The sequence below is a fragment of the Mesorhizobium sp. M0923 genome (assembly GCF_040319365.1).
Classification (GTDB): domain Bacteria; phylum Pseudomonadota; class Alphaproteobacteria; order Rhizobiales; family Rhizobiaceae; genus Mesorhizobium.
This window is the reverse complement of the sequence record NZ_JAMYNW010000053.1, coordinates 1-1,788: the sequence shown is the minus strand read 5'-3', so window position 1 is coordinate 1,788 and position 1,788 is coordinate 1. Positions and strand designations below refer to the sequence as shown.

General features: G+C 55.0%; 2 protein-coding genes. Both read left to right on the top strand.

The window, feature by feature from the left end:
- Positions 1-1,206, top strand: a 1,206-nt coding sequence (locus tag NKH89_RS35560) for a M24 family metallopeptidase (RefSeq protein ID WP_352912019.1), incomplete at its 5' end; no start/stop codon positions are given.
- A gap of 16 nt (positions 1,207-1,222) precedes the next feature.
- Positions 1,223-1,788 (top strand): aspartate/glutamate racemase family protein (locus NKH89_RS35555; protein WP_352912017.1); only part of this gene is annotated, 566 nt, incomplete at its 3' end.

The window sequence follows — 1,788 nt, the reverse complement described above, 5'->3', positions numbered from 1 at the left end:
CCGATAACTTTTCAAAGGAAGATCGACATGATGAAAGAACTGCATTTCGAGGTTGCCGAGTTTCAGGCTCGTCTGGCCGCAGTCAAACGAGAGATGGCAAAAAGAGAGATTGACATCCTGCTTCTCTCCGAGCCGCCGAACCAGAATTATCTCACGGGCTACAATTCGGATTCATACTATACTCCGCAAATGGTGATCGTGGCGATCGATCGCGACGAGCCTATTTGGGTGGGTCGATTGATGGACCGAGTCTCGGCGATAATGACCACCTACCTTCGCGATGACAACATTAGAGCCTATCCCGAGTCGCATGTGCATTCTGCCGTGTTTTCGGCGTACGACATTATGGCCGACATTGTTAAGGAAGTTGGCGGGGAAAAGGCCCGCATTGGGGTAGAGATGGGCGGATACTACTACTCCGCTCGCGCACACGCGGATCTTGTCGGGGCGCTTCCGCTCGCCGAGTTTGTGGATGCCGATCTGCTCGTAGGGTGGATCAGGCTCGTTAAGAGCCCGGCTGAACTGGCGATCATGCGTCAAGCTGGTCAGATCGCCGATGTGGCCATGCAGCGTGTGAACGATATGGTTGAGGTGGGTGTGCGCGAGTGCGATATCGCTGCCGCTGTCTATCAGCAACAAATATCTGGCACACTTGAGTTCGGAGGTGATTATCCTTGTTACCCTCCAGTTCTGTGCATAGGTGAACGCTCTGTTGCTCCGCATGCCGTTTGGACAGATCAGCCGGTGCAGAATTCGACCGTGATTAATCTTGAGCTGTCAGGATGCCGACACCGCTACACGGTCTTCCTAGCCCGCACGATTGTTGTTGGCACGCCCTCAGGCGCATTTATAGACCTGTCAAAAATCGCTGTAGAGGGCCTGAACGTCTGCCTTGAAAGTGTTCGACCCGGGCGAACCTGTTCAGAGGTGTTCATCGCATTTCATGAAGCGCTCGCTCGCCATGGAATCGAAAGAGAAGGTAGAATCGGGTATCCTACGGGCATCGGATTTCCCCCATCGGGCGGAGAGCGTACAGCTAGTATCCGAAAGGACGACAGAACGGTTCTTCAACCGGGTATGGTATTTCACCTGATGCCGGGACTATGGTTAGACGATGTCGGCATCACCATCACGCAGAGCTTTGCTGTGACCGAACATGGCTGTGAGCCTTTGACGATGACGCCGCGCAAGTTGTTCGTCAAATAGTGCAAGAGATCAAGTCATGACGTTGCAAACACGGACTGCTATTGGAATTCTCGAGCTTGACGAAGGGCAGGAACTAGGTGGTTGCTTATCGGCTCCCAGGGACCACTCCCTCCTGAACCCGGCCACCTTCGACCGACCAATTCTTACCGAGATCGTGGAAGGTGCATTTGCGGAGGTGGTGATCGCCGGGGACCCCTCGCTCAAGGAAGCTTGTGTTCGAGCAGCCCGGCGATTGGTCGAACGCGGCGCTGGCGTGATTGTTGGGGACTGTGGTTTTTTGATCAGGCATCAGGCGGCAGTATCGGGGGCAGTGAACGTACCGGTGGCGATGTCAAGTCTGCTCCTTATTCCGGCATTGCTGCAACAACTGGCGCCTGCCCAAAAGCTCGCCGTCATAACGGCTGACTCAAAACACTGCAGTGAAGACCTGTTCGGTGTCGACAATCCTGCACATCGAGCAAGAGTCGTTGTCGGCGGGATCGAAGGTGGTGAATACGTGCGTAACGCGGTTGCGCGCCCGTTAGTCCGAGTCAGTCTCGATCAGATCGAGCGGGAGGTAGCGGCTTGCATCACTCGACTCCG